The sequence below is a fragment of the Citrobacter sp. EC_71 genome (assembly GCF_019584005.1).
In the GTDB taxonomy this organism is placed as follows: domain Bacteria; phylum Pseudomonadota; class Gammaproteobacteria; order Enterobacterales; family Enterobacteriaceae; genus Citrobacter; species Citrobacter werkmanii.
Window position 1 is genome coordinate 197,828 of the sequence record NZ_VDAY01000001.1, and the last position, 17,574, is coordinate 215,401.

Sequence of the window (17,574 nt, forward strand, 5' to 3'; positions counted from 1 at the left end):
TTATTCCCTTTTTGCTCGCTTTTTGATCAATTACAGGGTTTGTTACAGATTGAAATATCGCTTTTGCTGTGCGTAATATGGCCTTTCGTTCGGCCAAAAATAAGAAAATATTATGCAAGCAACAGCCACAACACTCGACAACGAACAGGAACACACCCCGGTCAACTCGCGCAATAAAGTCGTCGTCGCCTCACTCATTGGTACCGCCATTGAGTTCTTCGACTTCTATATCTACGCGACCGCCGCGGTGATCGTGTTCCCCCATATTTTCTTCCCGCAGGGAGATCCGACCGCGGCTACGCTGCAGTCCCTCGCCACCTTCGCTATCGCTTTTGTGGCCCGGCCAATCGGCTCCGCAGTGTTCGGCCATTTCGGCGATCGCGTAGGCCGTAAAGTCACACTGGTTGCTTCACTGCTTACCATGGGGATTTCAACGGTTGTCATTGGCCTGCTGCCGGGCTATGAAACTATCGGCATTTTCGCCCCGTTGCTGCTGGCGCTCGCTCGTTTTGGTCAGGGCTTAGGTCTGGGCGGTGAGTGGGGCGGCGCGGCGTTGCTGGCAACGGAAAACGCGCCGCCGCGTAAACGCGCACTGTACGGGTCATTCCCGCAACTGGGCGCACCTATCGGCTTTTTCTTCGCCAACGGCACCTTCCTGATGCTTTCCTGGCTGCTGACCGATGAACAGTTTATGAGCTGGGGCTGGCGCGTACCGTTCATCTTCTCTGCGGTACTGGTGATCATCGGCCTGTACGTTCGCGTTTCATTGCATGAGTCCCCGGTCTTCGCCAAAGTGGCTGCGGCGAAAAAACAGGTGAAAATCCCGCTGGGTACCTTACTGACAAAACATGTTCGCGTAACGATCCTCGGTACGTTCATCATGCTGGCGACCTATACGCTGTTCTATATCATGACCGTCTATTCAATGACGTTCAGTACAGCCGCTGCGCCTGTAGGGCTTGGCCTGCCGCGTAATGAAGTGTTGTGGATGCTGATGATGGCGGTAATTGGCTTTGGCGTTATGGTGCCTGTAGCGGGGCTGCTGGCCGACGCATTTGGTCGCCGCAAAAGCATGCTCATCATCACCACGCTTATCATTCTGTTTGCGCTGTTTGCCTTTAAACCGCTGCTCGGCTCTGGCAATCCGGCACTGGTGTTCGCTTTCCTGCTGCTGGGTTTAAGTCTGATGGGACTGACATTTGGTCCAATGGGCGCATTGCTGCCGGAGCTGTTCCCAACCGAGGTTCGCTACACGGGCGCCTCATTCTCGTATAACGTTTCGTCGATTCTTGGCGCTTCCGTTGCCCCTTATATTGCCGCATGGCTGCAGGCGAACTACGGTCTGGCAGCGGTAGGTACGTATCTGGCGTCGATGGCGGCGTTAACATTGATCGCGCTGCTGTTAACCCATGAGACCCGTCATCAGTCATTGTGATTCTTTTGCCGGATGCGGTGTAAACACCGCATCCGGCCTGACATCACTTCTTCATTTGCGACAGTATCGTCCGGCACTGATTGGTTTCACCTTCGGAAGGGGAAATTAGCGCCAACAGTGCCGCCGCTGGGGTGACTAACGTGGCTAATGCGGCGGCAACCGCACCACGCGCAATCAATGGCCCAGCTTTTACGCCTGCCTGCGGGTTCTTGAAGGTCCCGCGAACATACAGCGGCGAACGCAGCGTAATAATACGAATACCTTTGCTCTCCGGATCGATGGTTAAATCCAGTTGCTCAGACGCAAAACTCGCGGTCCCGGTCACATTGATCACCGCATTTTCCGTATCAAAAGCAAAGATCTGCGGACGCGCCACGCCGTTAACGATATCCAGATTCGCCGCCGCGCAGTTTACGCGAACCTCGTCGTCACCAAATATCTGACCAACAAGATAGTTACCCAGATTTAACCCCACAATTTCCATCAGATTCCGGCTGATTAAGCCATCGTTCATCAGCAGCTTCAGGTTGCCATTGCTGTTCCCCAACAGCGCGGCCACCGAGTTTCCACTGCCGCTAAATTTAGCGTCACCGTTCATTTCACCGAGCGTTTTCTGCATCAGTTCTACATCCGGCATGAGCTCTTTTAGTTTCAGGCGGCGAGCCTGAATGTCCGCCTGCCCGCGCATCGGCTTTTTATCCCCTTCCAGATGGATTCTGGAAACAATGCTGCCTCCCGCCAGGCCAAATTTCAGCGGCTGCAGGTGCAGGTCGGCATTTTTCAGGATGATATGGGTGGAGAGATCGCTAATCGGTAGGCTGCTGCCGTGCTCAATGCGTCGACCTTTGAAACGTACGTCAGCATCCATAACATTCCATTTGTCAGTTTCGAAGCGGTCATACGGTAAGACTTTATCGGCAGGCTGGGCGCTCTTCTCACCTTTGCGCTGTTCAGATTGTTTGGCCTTTTCCGCGCCTTTACCCGAATCCACACCAATCAGCGGTCCCAAATCAGCCAGTCTCAGTTGGCGTGATTCGACGTCCCCTTCCAGTTTCGGACGCGGCTTACCGGTCGTATAAGTTAGCGTTCCATGAATATCGCTGTCGCCAATGCGACCATTAAAATCGCGGTAATCAAAAACGGAGGATTTTTCCGGGTCAATTTTCGCCACCAGACGCCCGTCGGTTTCAAACGGCGGCGTATCCGGGAGCAGCACCCCCGTCAAATCGTACAAATCCCCTAGCGAATCACCTGAGAATTTAAGCCGCAGATCCACGCCGCCCATATTCATCGGGTCATTTACCGTACCGGTAAATGCTACCCGCGTATTGCCCGAACGGAAATCAGCCTGCACCGGGAAAGGGGTTCCTTCACCCCTCAGCGCCAGCATCCCGCCTATTTTTCCGCTACCGCTTAGCGGTTCGTCGTTATAGCGTCCTTTGGCCTGCAAACCAAATACGTAATCCTCAACGCGGGTTTGACTCTCTTTACTTTTTGCGCCCGTCACTTCGCTAAAGGGCAATGGCTTACCCAGCGGATCGACCAGGATCTCAAGCTCCGACCTGGTCACCTTGTCGTTAATAGCGATACGTCCTTGATCGAACAGAATATTATCCAGCCGGAAAGACCACGCGGATGGCGGCGCATTCGGATCACGGTTTTCGTCTTCGGCGAGGGTAAAGGTCCAGTTATTGTTTTTCTCCGACAGGCGGATAAGGCGCGCATCAGGCTTTACCAGCTTGACCCACGGTAGCCAGACGGTTTTTGTCAGTAATGCCAGTGGCGCGAGCGTGGCTTCCACGCGAGGAAGATGCACCATGGTGACGTCGGGAATCTCCGGCGGGTTGCCAAGGATAATATCCTCGGCATGAACGTGCGGCCACGGAACCCAGCTACGCCAGCCGGTTTCCTGCTTCTGGCGCTCCCAAACCACCCCCAGGTCGCCCCGTATGGCGAAGGGTCGGTTGAGTTCTGTAGAGACTTTCTGGTTGATGGTCGGTTTGAGCCGGTTCCAGTCAAATGTCGCAATCACAATGATGAATACGACGATCAACAACAAGAAAACCCCTATTACTGATGCGGTTATTTTGCCTGCTTTTGTCATAGTTAGCGTCCTCACTTCCTTCCTTGCCTGTCCTAAAGATAGTCCAGCAGGGCAAAATGAGGGACGTTACATCCGAATCAAAGCGACAGAATCACCTCTTCGAGGGTGTCCAGAGGTACTGGACGAGAAAGAAAATAGCCTTGCGCCGCGAAAGCCGGTGAGTTTTGCACATCACGCCACTCTTCAAGTGTTTCAACACCTTCAACAATCACCCCGCGGCAATAGCGGTTCATCAGCTGTAACAGCAGCGTGAAGAGATTGCGGCCTTCCGGCGTCTGGCGCAGCATGACAAACAGATCCCGCGCCACTTTAATATAGTCGTAACTCACTTCGCTCAGGGCCGAGAAGTTCGCCATTCCGGTACCAAAATCATCCAGCCAGAGGGGACCAAACTCGCACATCGAGGCGAAAGACGATCCCTTCGGCAGGCGGATATGCTCCACCAGTTCAAAGCGCAGCCAGGGCAGGCATTCGATGATTTTCAGGATTTCAGGATCCTGGCGCATTGCAATCAGCGTTGGGCCATCGACATTCACTGATGCCAGCAGGTTATTGGCTCTGAAAAAGTCACCTTTCAGCTCAAGCTGCAGAAGCTGCTCTTTTACCACCTCTATACGGTGTCGGACGGCCACTTCAGCAAAATAGCGATCTGGCGCAATACGTTGGGCAGGGTTATCAGGATGGCTCACGACGGTCAACAGTTCAACGGCCATCAGCCGTCCATCGGTCTGGTAAATCGGCTGATAGGTGTAAGCACGCTCGCACTGCAGCCAATAGCGTCTCGCCTGCAAGCTTTCGATACTCGCATCGGGCGTAATGAGCTGCTGGGTAACCTGCTTTATCATCAAAGATGTCCTGTAAATAAGAGTGTGACTGACCGGACTCGTCAAAGGTTATCGGCGCTCGGGCGCAGAACTTTACGTTCCGCCGCAGGCAAAATAAAAACTAAGCGGCAAAAACAGCGCAGAACACGTGCTGGCTCAAAAAAATAATGGAACGTTGTTTTAATATAGTTGACCACTTAACACCCACAGCGCACACTAACGCTAATTTTTTTCAGAGCAGGTTACGACTATGTCCAGAAAGATTGCCGTGATTGGCGAATGCATGATTGAGCTGTCACAGAAAGGCGCTGACGTTCAGCGCGGATTCGGTGGCGACACGTTGAATACATCCGTTTATATCGCCCGCCAGGTCGATGCGGCGGCACTTTCCGTACACTATGTGACTGCACTGGGTACTGACAGTTTCAGCCAACAAATGCTGGACTCCTGGCAGAGTGAAAATGTTGATACCTCATTAACCCAGCGTATGGAAAACCGCCTTCCGGGACTCTACTACATTGAGACCGATAGCACCGGCGAGCGTACCTTCTATTACTGGCGTAATGAAGCCGCAGCAAAATTCTGGCTGGAGAGCGAACAGTCCGCCGCTATTTGCGAAGAGCTGGCGACGTTTGACTATTTGTATCTGAGCGGAATCAGCCTGGCGATTTTAAGCCCGGCCAGCCGTGACAAACTGCTGTCGTTACTGCGTGAATGCCGCGCTAACGGTGGAAAAGTTATTTTTGACAATAACTACCGCCCACGCCTGTGGAGCAGCAAAGAAGAAACGCAGCAGGTTTATCAGCAGATGCTGGAATGCACCAATATCGCGTTCCTGACGCTGGATGATGAGGACGCGTTGTGGGGTGAAAGACCTGTAGCCGAGGTAATTGCCCGTACGCACGCGGCTGGCGTCCAGGAAGTGGTAGTGAAGCGCGGCGCAGACTCTTGCCTGGTTTCTATCGAGGGCGAAGCGCTAATCGACGTCCCGGCCGTTAAATTGCCGAAAGAGAAAGTGATCGATACCACCGCTGCGGGAGATTCCTTCAGCGCCGGGTATCTGGCGGTACGTCTGACTGGTGGCGATGCCGCCGATGCCGCAAAACGCGGTCACCTGACGGCAAGCACGGTGATTCAGCATCGCGGGGCGATTATCCCACGCGACGCTATGCCGCAATAACGTGTTGTTCTTGTAGGCCGGGCAAGCGAAGCGCCCCCGGCATACCCACCCAAGGCCGGATGGCGGCGTAACCGCCTTATCCGGCCTGGAGGTTACTGTACCGGCGGGATATCCGTCACTTCAGAATGTGACTCATCCGTTTCTACCGGCGTTGCCGCTGCGGTAATGGGTGCCATAATGCTATCCCACGTCGCCTGCAGTTCCTTCATATTGAATTCAGGCTCCCCCTTCGGCTGCAGCAGAATTAACGCCATATCTTGCGACAGTTGCTGTCGCAGATCCTGATTCAGCATCTCAACGTTCAGACTGTTGAGGAAGCTCTGACGTAAACGCTGATACTGTTCAGGCGCGATATCCACCACCTGATTTTGCAGCGAGCGCAAACGCTGGCTGATCAAAATGTCGGTATCGGTGCGGCCGTAGGTGGCAAACAGTTTCTGCAGTTCCAGATTCTTTTGCGCTACCAGCGCATTGAACTCTTCTTCCGGCAGTCCCTTGTCACGCACTTTCGCCAACTCACGCGCAACCGTACCGAGGTTCGCGTTCAGCTTATCGTTCGGCGACTCCACGTTGATAGCGCACTGGGCACGCAGGAACAGCACCCGACAATCAAATCCAAGGCCGATGTCTTTGGCATTGTTTTTGGTCAGTTCCTGCTGAATATGCCAGAACAGCGCTTCACGGGCTAAATCAGCGCGCCAGTAGCGTAACAGCGCGGCAGATTCACGGATTGGCTGCCACGGCGTGTCCCACATGATGGAAAGGCGATCCTGACGTACCGCATCGGTCATAATGCTCACGGCTTCCGCACGCAGCGGCGAAAGCGTCGGCACCGGCGCAGGTGTTTCGCGTTTTCCTTTTAACTCGCCAAAGGTTTTGTTGATTTGCTCAGCTACGCTGCGCGCATCTACATTACCAACGATAATCAGCGTCATCGCGTCCGGGGTATACCATTTCTGGTAGAAGGACTGGATTTTCGTGGCGTCGATAGGCGTTTTCAGCGGATCGGCTGGATCGTGCCCCAACAGGGTTGAGCCCTTCAGACGGTAGCGCCACCACCCCTCTTTGGTATCGGACGGCCAGGTTGCGACCATATCTTCGCTACTCAGCGCGTGGTTGATCGTTTCAGGGGTGATGCTCAGATTGCCGGAAATATTCGCCAGGTAAGAAAGTGACTCTTTCAGCAGATCGTTACGGCTGTTAGGCAGACTGAGGTTATATAGCGTGGAATCATAGGAAACGATAACGGGCGGCATGGGACGTTTGGGATCGAACCCCTGCTGCCATAATGAACGGGCTTGCGTGGCATCGAGGCCACCGCTTTGCGTCAGCGCGATACGTGGGATCGCATGGCTGAAACCACTCTGTTGCGTACTTTCGGTGAGTGAACCGGTATTGACCAGCAGGCGAACCTCAATACGGTCGCTGGGGCGCTGGGGAGTGGCTAACACTTGCCACTGTAAACCATTTGCCAGCGTGCCCTGTTGCCACGCCGGGTCAGGCTGGAGCGCATCTGCCTGCACATAGCCGGCAGCGGCCATCATCAGCAAGCCGCCCGCTAAAAGTCGAATTTTTGTGCCCTGCATGTGAACCCCTGATCAACTATCCTGGTAATAAAAAGACAGCCCGCGAAAGGGCTCTCTGAATATGACGTTAAAAACACTTCGTGTTAGACCGCAAGAACATGAAAATGTCACGGAGGAAGTGAAAAAATCCCGACGCCGCCGAGTCGACGGTTTCAGGCACAGGGGGTAATTATGCGCAAACACCCGCAGTCCTGGAAGGGACTACGGGCATAAGTGACGAGATTAAGAGGATAAATCGTGCGTTTTGCCATCCGGCGCACGATTATTCAGCGTGTCATCAAGCTTTTTGGTATCCAGTTCTTTCACCCATTTAGCCACAACGACGGTTGCAACACCGTTACCAATCAGGTTGGTAAGCGCACGGGCTTCTGACATAAAGCGGTCAATACCGAGAATCAGCGCCAGGCCAGCGACCGGTAAATGCCCCACCGCAGAGATAGTCGCGGCCAGAACAATGAAGCCACTCCCGGTCACACCCGCAGCACCTTTTGAGGAGAGCAGGAGCACCACCAGCAGGGTTATCTGATGGAAGATATCCATGTGACTGTTGGTGGCCTGAGCGATAAACACCGCCGCCATCGTCAGATAGATTGATGTTCCATCAAGGTTAAACGAGTACCCCGTGGGTATAACCAACCCGACAACCGACTTCCGACAGCCCAGTTTCTCCATTTTATCGAGCATACGCGGCAGTGCGGATTCAGAAGAAGATGTACCCAGTACGATCAGCAACTCTTCACGGATATAGCGGATGAATTTGAAGATGCTAAAGCCAGTCGCGCGAGCAATGGAGCCCAGTACAAGAACCACAAACAGAATACAGGTGATATAGAAGCAGATTATCAGCTGACCCAGTTGCACCAGCGTTCCGACGCCATATTTACCGATGGTAAAGGCCATGGCACCGAAAGCACCGATCGGCGCCAGGCGCATGATCATATTGATGATGCCGAAAATAACCTGCGAGAAGCTTTCAATTACGTTGAAGATCATCTGGCCTTTGCTGCCCAGACGATGCAGAGCAAAACCAAACATTACCGCAAACAGCAATACCTGCAGGATGTTACCGCTGGCAAACGCGCCAATGACGCTCGCAGGGATAATGTCCATCAGGAAACCTACGATCCCCTGGTCTTTTGCCTGTTCGGCGTAAATCGCTACCGCTTTGGCATCCAGCGTTGCCGGATCGACGTTCATCCCGGCACCGGGTTGCACCACGTTGACGATGATAAGGCCGATGATCAGCGCAATCGTACTGACAATTTCAAAATAGAGCAGTGCAACCGCACCGGTGCGGCCTACTGCTTTCATACTTTCCATACCTGCAATGCCGGTCACGACAGTACAGAAGATGACAGGTGCGATGACCATCTTGATGAGCTTAACGAAAGCATCACCAAGCGGCTTCATTTGGGCGCCTAATTCAGGGTAGTAATGGCCAAGGAGAATACCAATGGCAATTGCTGTCAGGACCTGAAAGTAAAGGCTTTTGAATATAGAGGTCTTCATAGGGTGTCCTTAAAGTAAAAACCACAGGTCTTGTAAGGTTTTGTTTAACCTGCGGCCTTAAAGTAACACCCACTCAACATGACAGAAATGCACCTGGATCATAATTGATACAAAAATGTTAAAAATTTTGAGCTGGCTCGCACAAGCGAGACCTTTTTTAACTTTTGTAATCAGCGCTTTCCGGTGCCAGGTAACGTTCTTCAAAGATATTTGCCGGAACGGGTCGGGCAAACAGGAAGCCTTGCGCCACTTCCACCCCGGCTTGTGATAACCATTCGCGTTGCGCTTCCGTTTCAACGCCTTCGGCGATCATCTGCAAGTTGAGGCTGTGTGCCAGCTGAATGATAGCGGAGATCATGCTGCAATCTTCGGGCACACCATCGACAAACATCTTATCGATTTTGAGTACATCCACTGGTAGCGACTTCATATGCTGTAGCTGTCGCAGACCCGCATACCCCATGCCAAAGTCGTCCAGCGCGATGCGCACGCCCGCGTTGCGCAGCGGTCGCAAAATGGTCACTGCGGCGTGGGGATCGTCAATATGCCGACTTTCAGTCACTTCCAGAATCAATGTGCCAGGCTTAATGCGATAGCGCGTCAACAACTCCAGCAGATCAGACACCATACTTGGGTGCATCAACTGGAGAGCGGATAAATTCACCGAGAGCGGCAGCATCAGACCGCGTTCTTGCCAGGCTGACAGCTGGCGGCATGTTTCTTCCAGCACCCAATAACCGACTGTCACCATCAGACCACAAGACTCAATTCTGTCGATTAACCCTTCCGGAAGCTCCCAGCTACCGTCCGGCTGCTGCATCCGCAATAATGCTTCTGCGCTCAATACCTTGCCGCTGGACATCTCTACCTGGGGCTGCATCCAGAGCGCAAATTGCTGGTTATCCATAGCAGTTAAAATATCGTTCTCTTGGGTTAAACGCTGCTGCGCCTCTTCCATTTGCAACGGATCAAAGAACTGAATTTGGTTTTTACCTTTATGACGCGACGTTAACACGGCGGACAGGGCGCGGCGGTAGAGCTGCTCTGCGGTTAAATCACCATAAAACATCGCCACCCCAATGTTGCAGTTCGGACGTAGTTGAATGCCCTGAATCGGTAACCGCTCATTAACGATAGTGAGTACTTGCTGACCTAGTGTAATAGCATGCCATGGCTCTTTTACACCATGCGCGATGATGGCAAAGTCATAGCCGCTCACCTGGGTAAGCACCATTCTGGGAGCCAATACGGATTTCAGTTTTTCGACCAGCGTGAGCAGCAGGATTTCTCGCTGAGTTTCGGTTAACACGCCCGCGGTATCACGCAGGGTTTCACAGGTGACAATCATCAGCGCCGTCGTTTGCTGACGCGTCACTACCTGCTCCAGCAATCCCATTAAAAACGATTTGTTGGGCAATTCTGAAACCGGGAAGCGCATCGAATGGTCGCTTTGCTCTTCGCTATGGCGTTTGATGAGCTGCTGATTGAGGTTGTAGCTACGTACCAGCATACCAATCTCATCATCCTGATGCAGACGTGGTAATGCCAGTTGATAGCCAATCAGGTCCTGCTGTTGAATGTCGTTCAACTCACGAGCGATTTTGCGTAATGGATGCACAATCAAACGGTTAATACACCATGAGATGGCTACCGTGAGTATTAACGACAAAAGTAAGTAAATGGTCACTAACGTTGAGAGAGTACTCATCACAAACTTGTACATGCGGTACGAATCCGCCTGCAGCACCAGATACGCCAGCGGTTGTGGGTTCGCTGAACGCTCAAGTGAATAGACCGGCAGCGAAATTTGCACCGGCAGCTCAAACAGGCGGGTCACCGTAACGGGAACCGGGCGTTCGGGAATAAAGCTCATCCGCAGCGCCTGAAACTGATTGGGGAGCACCACATCAGCGCGGCTGACCACGCCTGCTGGCCGAATACTGCGTAGAACGGCTTCCGCTTCGGGAATATCCCCTTTCAGGATAGTGTCGGAAAGAGGTTCACGGATGGAGCGAGCGATACTTTCCAGTTGTGTAGCCGTGTTATAGCGGTTCTGCTGTACCAGATGGAACAACAAAACGGTGCAAAAAATGAAAACAAACACCATGACAACGGCCGCGACCATTGCCATCTGCTTAATTGTTAACGAGCGACTGACACGCAAACTGACTCTCCACGGATAGACGAAACTGCCGTCAGAGTATACCCGATCGTAGCGGTATTAAGAGAGACGGTATCTGAAAACTTCCCAGCGTGCATTATCGCGACAGGATAGGCACCTGACGACGAGATTTATCTGCATTTAAGCCGAAAAAGGCCGCAAGGTCACCCCTGCGGCCTGGTTCGGGCGCATGTTGCCATCACGGCAGGCAGACGCCCACTAAGAGCATTACTTCCTGTTACGCAGCCAGCTCATAATCAGACTGGCAATAATACCAGCGATGATCGGAGCCGCTAAATCGTGCCATAAGGCCACGCCTAACTGTGCGAGCGTCATATAGCCGCCTGTGTTGCAATGGCAACTGTTCACGGCTATCCTTGAGTTGTTCAGGTTCAAGTCAGCCCCCGTTTTGTTGCCAGGTTTATACCGAACAACGTGCGGGGGTTTTCTCTTTCCAGCAACCGATGCCGCCGGGGATCAAGCCCCCGCAACATTGCGCCTCACCGGGAATTCCCAGCTTGCCGCTGATTCTACGGCAGCCCATTCGCCATATCACCGCGCAATATTCCGCTTTGCGTAGCGCCTCGCATTTCACCCGTTTCTCGCCAGGACGCTGGAAAGATTCTTGCCAGTTGGCAACATTCCTGCCGACCATCAATCCAGGAAAATACATAACTCATTGATATCTATTAATTCAATTTCTGGCACAGCGATTGCTATTTGAGTGTGAGCTGTTCTGTTCCGAATTAAAGGAGATATCATGTCTGACTGTCGTACTTACGGATTCAACACCCAGATCGTTCACGCGGGGCAACAACCCGACCCTTCAACTGGCGCGCTCAGTACGCCTATTTTCCAGACTTCAACGTTTGTGTTTGACAGCGCCGAACAAGGTGCCGCCCGCTTTGCGCTGGAGGAGTCCGGGTACATTTATACTCGTTTGGGTAACCCCACCACCGATGCGCTGGAGAAAAAGCTGGCGGTGCTGGAAAGAGGTGAAGCCGGACTGGCAACCGCGTCCGGTATTTCTGCCATCACCACAACGCTACTCACTTTGTGCCAGCAGGGTGACCATATCGTTTCCGCCAGCGCAATTTACGGCTGCACCCACGCGTTTCTGTCACACAGCATGCCGAAGTTCGGGATTAACGTCAGCTTTGTCGATGCGGCGAATCCTGAAGAAATTCGCGCCGCCATGCGCCCGGAAACCAAAGTGGTGTATATCGAAACGCCCGCCAACCCGACGCTCTCATTGGTTGATATTGAAACGGTGGCTGGCATTGCCCATCAGCAAGGCGCATTGCTGGTGGTGGATAACACTTTTATGTCGCCGTACTGTCAGCAGCCTTTGCAACTGGGCGCAGACATCGTGGTGCACAGCGTCACCAAATATATCAACGGTCACGGGGATGTGATTGGCGGCATTATCGTCGGCAAGCAGGAGTTTATCGACCAGGCGCGGTTTGTTGGGTTGAAAGATATCACCGGCGGCTGCATGAGTCCGTTCAACGCCTGGTTGACGCTGCGCGGCGTTAAAACACTGGGCATTCGAATGGAACGTCACTGCGAAAATGCGATGAAAATCGCCCGCTTCCTGGAAGGACATCCGTCCATCACCCACGTTTATTATCCCGGCCTCTCTTCACATCCGCAGTATGAGCTGGGCCAACGGCAGATGAGTCTGCCAGGAGGAATTATTAGCTTCGAAATCGCCGGCGGCCTCGAGGCTGGCAGACGGATGATCAATTCTGTAGAATTGTGCCTCCTCGCGGTCAGTCTCGGTGATACCGAAACCCTCATTCAGCACCCAGCGTCTATGACACATTCGCCCGTTGCGCCAGAGGAACGGCTTAAAGCAGGTATTACCGACGGGCTTATCCGTCTTTCTGTGGGTCTTGAAGATCCAGAAGATATTATTAACGACCTTGAACACGCCATCAGAAAGGCAACATTCTGACCACTACAGCCTGAGCCGACGCAGATCGGTTCAGGCTGTTGGGAATCAAGGCACAACAGTCTGGCTATACGCGCAATCCTTTTCCGGGGAGAGCGTGTATTTTGGGCAGGGGGTTCTATGCAGGACAACACATTACAATTAAGCAACAATACAGCAACCGCCGTACCAATCTCAAAAAAAATACCGTTCACGAAATACGATTTTGGCTGGGTATTACTCTGTATCGGCATGGCAATTGGCGCCGGAACGGTACTGATGCCGGTACAAATTGGCTTAACTGGTATTTGGGTATTTATTGTCGCCTTTATTATTGCTTATCCCGCAACCTATATTGTGCAGGACATTTATTTAAAAACATTATCAGAAAGTGAAACCTGCAATGACTATACCGATATTATAAGTCATTATTTGGGGAAAAACTGGGGCGTATTTCTTGGCGTCATTTACTTCCTGATGATTATTCACGGTATATTTATTTATTCCTTATCCGTAGTATTTGACAGTGCCTCTTATATCAAAACCTTTGGCCTGACCGAGGCCGACCTTTCGCAGTCAATAATCTACAAAGTTGCCATTTTTGCCGTGCTGGTCGCCATTGCTTCCGGGGGAGAAAAGCTGCTGTTCAAAATCTCCGGTCCGATGGTAGTAGTAAAAGTGGGGATCATCATCGTGTTTGGTTTTGCGATGGTCCCGCACTGGAACTTTAGCAATATCAGCGCATTTCCTGAAGCCTCGGTTTTCTTTCGCAACGTGCTGTTGACCATCCCGTTCTGCTTCTTCTCTGCGGTGTTTATACAGGTATTAAACCCAATGAACATCGCTTATCGCAAACGGGTGGCTGACCGGGTACTGGCGACGCGTATGGCGATACGCACGCATCGCATCAGTTACATTACGCTGATTGCAGTTATTCTGTTTTTCTCCTTCTCTTTTACCTTTTCGATTAGCCATGAAGAGGCCGTTTCGGCCTTTGAACAAAATATTTCCGCCCTGGCGCTGGCAGCGCAGGTTATTCCAGGACAAATTATTCATATCACCTCAACGGTACTGAATATCTTCGCCGTATTAACTGCGTTTTTTGGTATTTACCTGGGATTCCATGAGGCGATTAAGGGTATTATTCTTAACGTCCTGAGTCGTGTCATTGACGTTGAGAAAATTAATCCGCTGGTGCTTACGCTGGGTATTTGCACATTTATTGTGATCACCCTGGTTATTTGGGTGTCGTTCCGCGTATCGGTACTGGTTTTCTTCCAGCTGGGTAGCCCACTGTACGGGATTGTGTCGTGTATTATTCCTTTTTTCCTGATCTATAAAGTAACGCAACTGGAGAAATTGCGCGGCGTTAAAACCTGGCTGATCCTGCTGTACGGAATTCTGCTATGCCTGTCGCCATTATTGAAGCTGATTGAATAACCCGTCTAACGCGCCGTCAGCCACTGACGGCGCTTAACTCACACTCTCCAACTGATAGCTGCGAATTTTATTCAACACCGTCGTATGCGACACCCCCAACGCTTTAGCGATATGCCGCGACGACACATTATCTTCGACCATTTGTTCGATGAGCTGACGCTCAGCACTAAGAACCTGTTCTTTAAAAGGGCGTTCCGTTGGGGCTTGCTCAACCGCGGGTAAATTCACCATTCCCAGTTCGTCCAGGGTAATGACATCCGATTCCGCCATCAGCATCAGACGAATAATGGTATTTTCCAGTTCACGGACGTTTCCCGGCCAGGCGTGATGGTGCAAGGCCGCAAAACAGGCTTTATCCAGGATTATCCGGCGCTGAAATTCCTTCGCGTACTTCTGCACAAAGTGGCGAATGAGTAGAGTGATATCCTGCGGACGCTCCCTTAAAGGAGGAATGGTGAGTGAAAGTACGTTGATGCGATAATAGAGATCGGCACGCAGCAGACGTTGTTCCACCATCTCTTCCAGATTGGCGTTGGTCGCCACAATAATACGTACATTAACCGGTATAATTTGTGCCCCGCCAACGCGACGGATCCCACCATCCTGAAGCACACGCAGTAATTTTGCCTGCAAGCTCAGCGACATTTCACCAAACTCATCGAGAAATAGGGTGCCTTTATCAGCCATTTCAAACAGCCCTTTTTTGCCTTTACAATCTGCGCCGCTAAAGGCCCCTTTCTCATAGCCAAAGAATTCACTCTCCATCAACGACTCAGGTAATGCAGAGCAGTTGACCGGAATAAACGGATAAAACCGCCGCTGCCCGGAATTATGGATAGCCCGGGCCAGTAACTCCTTGCCGGTTCCCGTGTCACCGCGGATCAGAACGGTATATTTGCTGTCGGCAATTCTGATCGCCTTTTCGATAAGTAAGCGCATGCTCTGGCTGCTGCAAATAATGTCAGAGAAATAGCGCGGGCGTTCCGGCTCGGACGTTGACAGTTCGCTTATCTCTTCACACAGGTAAGCGACGTTAATAATATCGGCGCGCTGGCTTAAACAGGATTGCACGCAGGAAATATCCTGTAACTGGCGGCACCAGGATTTAATCAGGATCCGTCCCGGCGTGACTTTCATGGAGATGATATTGATATCACAGCAGGAAAACTCCTTCAGGACATCCTCAACCATCGACAGACGATCAATTGTTTTAATATCCCAGCGTATCGTGACCACATTTGCTCCTGATCGTTAGCAACTGCGAAATCGCTATTTCTGTGACAAAAGGGAATCTGACTACATTTTAGACGCTGTGGAATAATGTTCTGCCAGAGGACTCACATTGTGGACGTAAAAACAAAATATAAAAAAACCGGAGCACAAGGCTCCGGTTATTAGGTCATAACCCACGTTTATCGCTGTTGGTTTTCATCCTGGTCAACGGCGAAACAGGCCACCAGCTGACCGCCATAGTCTTTCAACTGCGGCTGAAGCTGGGTACACGGACCAAAGCGGCGGCGGCAACGAGCATTGAACGCACAGCCCGGCGGCGGATTCAGCGGGCTCGGCATCTCGCCGGTCAGTTTGATACGCTCGCGGCGGTCGTCCGGGTTCAAACGTGGCGTGGCAGAGAGTAGCGCCTGGGTATACGGATGACGCGGATTATTGAAGATCTGATCCTTGGTCCCCTTTTCCACGCAGCGGCCTAAATACATCACCATCACTTCATCGGCAATGTGCTCCACCACCGACAGGTCGTGCGAGATAAAAACGTAGGACAGTCCAAGATCCTGTTGTAAATCCATCATCAGATTCAGTACCTGCGCACGAACCGAAACGTCGAGCGCCGAGACCGGTTCGTCGGCAATCACCACGTCCGGGTCCAGCATCAGACCACGGGCAATCGCGATACGCTGACGCTGGCCGCCGGAGAACATATGCGGGTAACGATCGTAATGCTCCGTTTTCAGCCCGACTTTCGCCATCATCGCCAGCGCTTTTTCACGCCGCTGCTCTTTGCTAAGCGTGGAGTTGATCAGCAACGGCTCTTCCAGAATCTGCCCCACTTTCTTACGCGGATTCAGAGAACCGTACGGGTTCTGGAACACAATCTGGATTTTCTGCCGACGCAACTTCTGCGCCTGCGGGTCGTGCTTGAGCAGATCCTGCCCCTGGTAATACAGCTCACCGCCGGTCGGCACTTCAATCATCGTCAACAGGCGGCCAAGCGTGGATTTTCCACAGCCGGACTCACCTACCACCGCCAGCGTTTTACCGCGCTCGAGGGTAAAGGAGACACCGTCCAGCGCTTTTACCAGGCGTTCCGGGGCGAACATGCCCTTTTTCACCGGGTAGTGCTTTTTCAGATCGATAGCCTGCAACAGCGGCTGTTGCAAGGTGGCCTCATGCGTACTCATAGTGTGGGCCTCCCGGCATCATCAAGTGGGTAGTGGCATTTCGACTGACGACCGCCTTCCAGCAGATTCAGTTCAGGTTCTTCAGCGCGGCATTTGTCGGTTGCATACGGACAGCGCGGGTTCAGCAAACAGCCCGTCGGTCGGTCATATTTACCTGGGACCACACCCGGTAACGAGGCCAGACGCGCTTTATCCTGCGCAAACTCCGGCAACGCGCGTAGCAATGCCTGGGTATACGGATGACGCGGCGCGCGGAAAATATCCTGTGCAGCGCCGGTTTCCACGACTTGCCCGGCGTACATCACGATGATTTTGTGCGCCGCTTCCGCCACCAGCGCCAGGTCGTGGGTAATCAAAACCAGCGCCATATTCTCTTTTTGCTGCAACTCCAGCAGCAGCTCGATGATCTGCGCCTGAATGGTCACGTCCAGCGCCGTCGTCGGTTCGTCGGCAATCAGCAACTTCGGACGACAGGCAATCGCCATCGCGATCATCACGCGCTGGCTCATCCCACCAGACAACTGGTGCGGATACACGTCCAGACGCGAAGCCGGATCGGGGATCCCCACCTGCGTCAGCAGGTCAATCGCCCGCTGAACGCGCGTTTTTTTATTGCCGCCCTGATGCACCTTGATGGCTTCCATAATCTGATAGCCGACGGTGTAGCACGGGTTAAGACTGGTCATCGGATCCTGGAAAATCATCGCCACTTCCGCGCCCACAAGCTGGCGACGCTCTTTCTCAGAGATGCGCTTCAGGTCACGACCGTTAAACTCCAGATTTTCGGCCATCACACGGCCAGGGTAGTCAATCAACCCCATAATCGCCAGCGAACTGACAGACTTACCAGAGCCGGACTCTCCCACAATGCCAACCACTTCACCCTGGTTCACACTGTAGCTAATGCGGTCTACGGCGCGGAATTCGGAGCCTACGTCGCCGAAGTGCACCGATAATTTATCTACATTTAATAACGCCATCTCGA

The 17,574-nt window shown here is 52.5% G+C and carries 14 protein-coding genes; 4 read left to right on the forward strand and 10 right to left on the reverse strand.

Annotated features, from left to right (window positions below):
- Positions 1-112 precede the first annotated feature (112 nt).
- On the forward strand, positions 113-1,435 hold the full coding sequence (locus tag FHD02_RS00900) for an MFS transporter (RefSeq protein WP_042311748.1): 1,323 nt from the start codon (positions 113-115) through the stop codon (positions 1,433-1,435).
- Between the two features lie 43 nt (positions 1,436-1,478).
- Here FHD02_RS00900 and FHD02_RS00905 read toward each other — a convergent pair whose 3' ends face one another.
- Together FHD02_RS00905 and pdeH are read right to left on the reverse strand one after the other, a co-directional pair.
- Positions 1,479-3,539 (reverse strand): AsmA family protein, encoded by a 2,061-nt coding sequence (locus tag FHD02_RS00905; RefSeq protein WP_220393459.1) that lies wholly within the window; start codon positions 3,537-3,539, stop codon positions 1,479-1,481.
- Between the two features lie 77 nt (positions 3,540-3,616).
- Positions 3,617-4,384, reverse strand: a complete 768-nt coding sequence (gene pdeH, locus FHD02_RS00910; RefSeq protein ID WP_137361640.1) for a cyclic-guanylate-specific phosphodiesterase — start codon at positions 4,382-4,384, stop codon at positions 3,617-3,619.
- A gap of 229 nt (positions 4,385-4,613) precedes the next feature.
- Between pdeH and FHD02_RS00915 the strand changes: the two genes are divergently transcribed.
- Entirely contained in the window at positions 4,614-5,543 is a 930-nt protein-coding gene (locus FHD02_RS00915; RefSeq protein WP_137361641.1) for a sugar kinase, read from the forward strand.
- Between the two features lie 92 nt (positions 5,544-5,635).
- Here FHD02_RS00915 and FHD02_RS00920 read toward each other — a convergent pair whose 3' ends face one another.
- The 5 genes from FHD02_RS00920 to FHD02_RS00940 all read right to left on the reverse strand — a co-directional run bounded on the left by FHD02_RS00920 (position 5,636) and on the right by FHD02_RS00940 (position 11,454).
- Positions 5,636-7,129 carry a pitrilysin family protein gene (locus FHD02_RS00920; protein WP_137361642.1) on the reverse strand — a complete coding sequence of 498 codons (1,494 nt, stop codon included), beginning with the start codon at positions 7,127-7,129 and terminating at the stop codon, positions 5,636-5,638.
- A gap of 222 nt (positions 7,130-7,351) precedes the next feature.
- Positions 7,352-8,638: a C4-dicarboxylate transporter DctC gene (dctA, locus tag FHD02_RS00925; RefSeq protein WP_006687518.1), complete on the reverse strand. Its 1,287-nt coding sequence runs from the start codon at positions 8,636-8,638 to the stop codon at positions 7,352-7,354.
- Positions 8,639-8,795: 157 nt separating this feature from the next.
- Positions 8,796-10,802, reverse strand: a complete 2,007-nt coding sequence (gene hmsP / locus FHD02_RS00930) for a biofilm formation regulator HmsP (protein WP_137361643.1) — start codon at positions 10,800-10,802, stop codon at positions 8,796-8,798.
- A gap of 225 nt (positions 10,803-11,027) precedes the next feature.
- Positions 11,028-11,135 (reverse strand): type I toxin-antitoxin system toxin Ldr family protein, encoded by a 108-nt coding sequence (locus FHD02_RS00935; protein WP_220393460.1) that lies wholly within the window; start codon positions 11,133-11,135, stop codon positions 11,028-11,030.
- Positions 11,136-11,220: 85 nt separating this feature from the next.
- Positions 11,221-11,454, reverse strand: coding sequence for a hypothetical protein (locus FHD02_RS00940; RefSeq protein WP_137365837.1), 234 nt, complete (start codon positions 11,452-11,454; stop codon positions 11,221-11,223).
- A gap of 105 nt (positions 11,455-11,559) precedes the next feature.
- Here FHD02_RS00940 and megL point away from each other — a divergent pair, with 105 nt between their 5' ends.
- Both megL and FHD02_RS00950 read left to right on the forward strand, forming a co-directional pair.
- Positions 11,560-12,756, forward strand: a complete 1,197-nt coding sequence (megL, locus tag FHD02_RS00945) for a methionine gamma-lyase (protein WP_042311728.1) — start codon at positions 11,560-11,562, stop codon at positions 12,754-12,756.
- Between the two features lie 117 nt (positions 12,757-12,873).
- The gene (locus FHD02_RS00950; RefSeq protein ID WP_042311726.1) at positions 12,874-14,172 is read left to right on the forward strand and encodes an aromatic amino acid transport family protein; all 1,299 of its coding nucleotides are present in this window, start codon (positions 12,874-12,876) and stop codon (positions 14,170-14,172) included.
- Between the two features lie 33 nt (positions 14,173-14,205).
- Here FHD02_RS00950 and FHD02_RS00955 read toward each other — a convergent pair whose 3' ends face one another.
- The 3 genes from FHD02_RS00955 to dppD all read right to left on the reverse strand — a co-directional run bounded on the left by FHD02_RS00955 (position 14,206) and on the right by dppD (position 17,569).
- Positions 14,206-15,408 carry a sigma-54-dependent Fis family transcriptional regulator gene (locus tag FHD02_RS00955; protein WP_042311720.1) on the reverse strand — a complete coding sequence of 401 codons (1,203 nt, stop codon included), beginning with the start codon at positions 15,406-15,408 and terminating at the stop codon, positions 14,206-14,208.
- Positions 15,409-15,584: 176 nt separating this feature from the next.
- The gene (gene dppF, locus FHD02_RS00960; protein ID WP_220393461.1) at positions 15,585-16,589 is read right to left on the reverse strand and encodes a dipeptide ABC transporter ATP-binding subunit DppF; all 1,005 of its coding nucleotides are present in this window, start codon (positions 16,587-16,589) and stop codon (positions 15,585-15,587) included.
- Entirely contained in the window at positions 16,586-17,569 is a 984-nt protein-coding gene (dppD, locus tag FHD02_RS00965; RefSeq protein WP_137361646.1) for a dipeptide ABC transporter ATP-binding protein, read from the reverse strand. The genes dppF and dppD overlap by 4 nt, the downstream gene beginning before the upstream one ends.
- Positions 17,570-17,574: the final 5 nt, after the last annotated feature.